3 protein-coding genes are annotated in these 3627 nt (G+C 34.0%); 2 read left to right on the forward strand and 1 reads right to left on the reverse strand.

Annotation, left to right across the window (positions count from 1 at the left end; genetic code table 11):
- Window positions 1-104: 104 nt before the first annotated feature.
- Window positions 105-644, forward strand: coding sequence for a YceI family protein (locus ACP5P5_RS13455; protein ID WP_428286629.1), 540 nt, complete (start codon window positions 105-107; stop codon window positions 642-644).
- A 13-nt stretch (window positions 645-657) separates the two neighbouring features.
- On the opposite strand, the gene ACP5P5_RS13460 is transcribed toward ACP5P5_RS13455, so the two are convergent.
- A complete protein-coding gene (locus tag ACP5P5_RS13460; RefSeq protein ID WP_428286630.1) occupies window positions 658-1551 on the reverse strand; it encodes a helix-turn-helix domain-containing protein in 894 nt (297 codons plus the stop codon).
- A 242-nt stretch (window positions 1552-1793) separates the two neighbouring features.
- Here ACP5P5_RS13460 and ACP5P5_RS13465 point away from each other — a divergent pair.
- On the forward strand, window positions 1794-3627 hold a 1834-nt coding region (locus ACP5P5_RS13465), incomplete at its 3' end, for a SusC/RagA family TonB-linked outer membrane protein (RefSeq protein ID WP_428286631.1).

Here is a 3627-nt window from a genome sequence, read left to right on the forward strand (position 1 = left end):
ATGCGTCGCATTCCTTATTTAGCTCGGCATATTATTACAGCAACACATGGGCAACCATTTTAGTATTGCTTTGTTAAATAGTTTGTAAGGAAAAAGATTAGTTTATGAAAGGAATCATTTTGTTGATTATTTGCTTCATGCTTTTCATACAAGTGAAAGCTCAAATGCTTCACCCGGATGATGAAGCTTCCAACATTCATTTTACCATTAAAAATTTTGGCATTAATACCTTAGGAACATTAAAGGGATTACAGGGGGAAATGATTATTAACGAGCAAGACTGCACTAAAGATTATTTTAATGTAACTGTTGAAGTGGCTACTGTGAATACGGGAATAACTGCAAGAGATCATCATTTGCGCTCAAGTGATTATTTTGATGTAGAAAAGTTTCCAAAAATTCAGTTTACATCAACTAACATATACAAGAACACAGCTGATGGTATGTGTTGGGTTACAGGTAAGTTAGTGATAAAAGGAATTTCTAAAACAATTAATTTTTCATTTAAAGTTGAACCTACGTCAATTGGATATCGTTTGCAAGGTCAGTTCACAATTAATCGATTAGATTTTGGAGTAGGTTCTTCAAGTTGGGTTTTAGCGAATACAGTATTAGTGCAATTAAATGTATTGGCGGTTAAGTGACGCAGTAAATTTTTTAAATAAACATTTTTGTGCCAAAGTCGGTATAGGTTTCCCTGAATTCTTTAGGCGTGCATTGTTTTCTTTTTTTAAAGGCACGATTAAAATTACTCATATTGTTATAGCCACATTTATCGGCAATTTCATTAATACTTAAAGTTGTTTCTATTAGTAGTCGGGCAGCATGCCCAATTCTAATTTCGTTTAAGGTATTGATAAAGGTTTGGCCTGTTCTGTTTTTAAAAAATCTACTGAATGATACTTCAGTCATTGCGGCTATATTGGCAATATCTGCAAGATTAATTTGTTGATGAAAATGATTATTCAAATACTCCATTACAGCCTCTAAACGGGAATTGCCATATGTATTTGTTTTTATTTTATGCAGGTTGTTATTTGAAGCCAAAAGCCGATAATTTTTAGAAGTTGATAATTGGTGCAGAATGGTAAACAATTCTAAAACTGACTCAAATCCTTTTTTTTGTGGTAGTTTTAAAAGCAATGGTTTTACTGTTGCAGCAGTTTGTTTTGAAAATAAGACACCACGTGCGGAAAGTTGTAAAATGTTTTTAATATAGCTGAGTTGATTACGTTTTAGTAAATTATCGTCGAATAAATCGGGATGAAATTGGATTGTTATTTCAGCAATTTCTTGACTATTACATTCATGATTGAACCAGCCGTGTTGTAAATTCGAACCAATTAGAATCAATTCAAGGTTATCTGTTTCTCCCATATGATCACCTATAAGTCTTCTTGCTTTAGGTGCATTCATGATAAAATTTAACTCAATTTCTTCATGATAGTGCAAAGGAAAATCAATGGATTGCTTTTCTCTTGCAAAAATCGTAAAGCAATCATTTTGTGTTAGGGGAATATTTTCTTTTAAAATTTTAGCTGGATTATGCATGTAACCGATTTAAATTTTTCCTAGACAATTCAACTTTTAAAACGCTGCTTTGGGTATAAAATTATTCAATTTGTGTTAAAAAAGTATTGTTTTCAAATAACCTTGATATATGTCAAAGCATCTATTTTACGCCACTTATTTTATACAGTTACAAAAAATTGCTAAATATTTCTCATAAAATGATAAAAAAGTATTTAAATATGCAATCGGTTGCATTTAATTTTGGCAAAACGAATTACTATATGAAAAAAACGAAGCTGCTTTCATTTTTTTGCGTAGTAATGTGCTTACTGTTGAGTTATGTAGCACATGCGCAAACACGAAAAATTTCCGGAACAGTTGCCGATGATAAAGGCGCTCTGTTAGATGGTGTTACCATAATGGTAAAGGATTCGAAAATTAGAACTACCACCAATTCAAATGGTGTATTTTCTATTAATGTTCCAAACGATAAACATGTGTTGGTTTTTTCCTATGTTGGGTTAAAAACACAAGAAGTAAATGTTAATGGGAAAGAGCGTGTTAATGTGGTTTTGAAGCCATCTTCCTCAGATTTAAATGATGTTGTAGTAATTGGTTACGGTACGCAGCGTAAACAAGACGTTAATGGAGCCATTGCTACAGTTAGTTCAAAACAAATTGCAGATATTCCTCAACCATCTGTTGATCAAATGTTGCAAGGCCGTGCTTCGGGCGTTACGGTAACACAAAACTCTGGTCAACCGGGTGCAGCTGTTTCTGTTCGGATTAGAGGTATTACTTCATTTAGTGGTTCAGAGCCTTTGTATGTTGTTGATGGTGTTGCTATTGATGGAAATGCCCCTTCTCAGGCATCTTCAAACGATAAAACATTAGGTGGATTATCTCCCAGTGAGCAAGAACAAAAACCTAGTGTACTGGCTAGTATTAATCCGAATGATATTGAATCAATTGATATATTAAAAGATGCTTCTGCCACCGCTATTTATGGAAGCCGAGGTGCAAATGGAGTAGTTATTATTACTACTAAAAAAGGCAAGTATGGTGAAGCTCATTTAAATTATGATGCCTATTATGGTTTTCAAGAACAAGGCAAATTTTTAAAAATGATGGATTTGCCGCAATATGCCAAGTTTGAGAATACTTTAGCTGATTTATATGGGTTAACAAGGAGAGTAGATTTTGCCGATCCAAGCAAGTTGGGCCCGGGTACCAATTGGCAAAATGCTATTTTTAGGAGAGCTCCTTTAATTAGCCATACCTTATCTGCATCAGGATCAAATGGGAAAACCGACTACTATATTTCAGGGGGCTACTTTCAACAAAAGGGTACTGTTATAGGTTCTGATTACAATAGATTTGCTTTTCATACTACTATTAATTCCCAAGTAAAAGATTGGTTGAAAATGGGTACCAGTATTACTGCTAACCAAAACAAAGCGAATATTGGTTTAGGTAATTCGTATGGTATTATTTATAATGCATTGTTACAAGCTCCGGATGTTGCAGTATATAATGCTGATGGTAGTTTTTCCGGCCCTGCTGTTGTAAATGGTATAATACAAGGTGGGCAAAATCCTGTTCAGCAAGCATTAAGTATTACAAACTATCTAATTCGTAGTAATATACAAGGTAGGGTGTATGGTGATATTAAATTTAATAAAGACTTTACCCTACACTCAGAACTAAATGGGAGTTTTAACTGGGGTCAAGCAAAAATTTTCCGACCCACCTATTCATATGGTGCAACAGGAAGTGCACCTGCTTTTGTTAATACGCAAGCTGTATTATTAGAGAATAACAATTTCGATCATTATTGGAGTTGGTTGGAACATTTAAATTATAATCACACTTTTGGTACCAAACATTTTGTACAGGCATTGTTTGGCCACGAAGTATGGGAATCAGCTTATGATGGAATTGTGGCAAGTACAAAAGGATTTACTGCAGGAAATGCAGTTCAAACTTTAAATCTGGGTACGCAAACTTCTAACACTTTAGATGAGCCAAAAGGAAGTACATCAATGGAATCATGGTTAGTTAGGGTAATCTATACTTTTAATAATAAATATAGTATTACGGCAACTAATCGTCGCG

Source organism: Hydrotalea sp. (assembly GCF_049968455.1).
GTDB lineage: Bacteria > Bacteroidota > Bacteroidia > Chitinophagales > Chitinophagaceae > Hydrotalea.

What these genes read in the sequence shown, in the direction of transcription:
- ACP5P5_RS13455 (WP_428286629.1), top strand. Translation starts at nt 105, where the DNA reads ATGAAAGGAATCATTTTGTTGATTATTTGCTTCATGCTTTTCATACAA.
- ACP5P5_RS13460 (WP_428286630.1), bottom strand. Translation starts at nt 1,551, where the DNA reads ATGCATAATCCAGCTAAAATTTTAAAAGAAAATATTCCCCTAACACAA.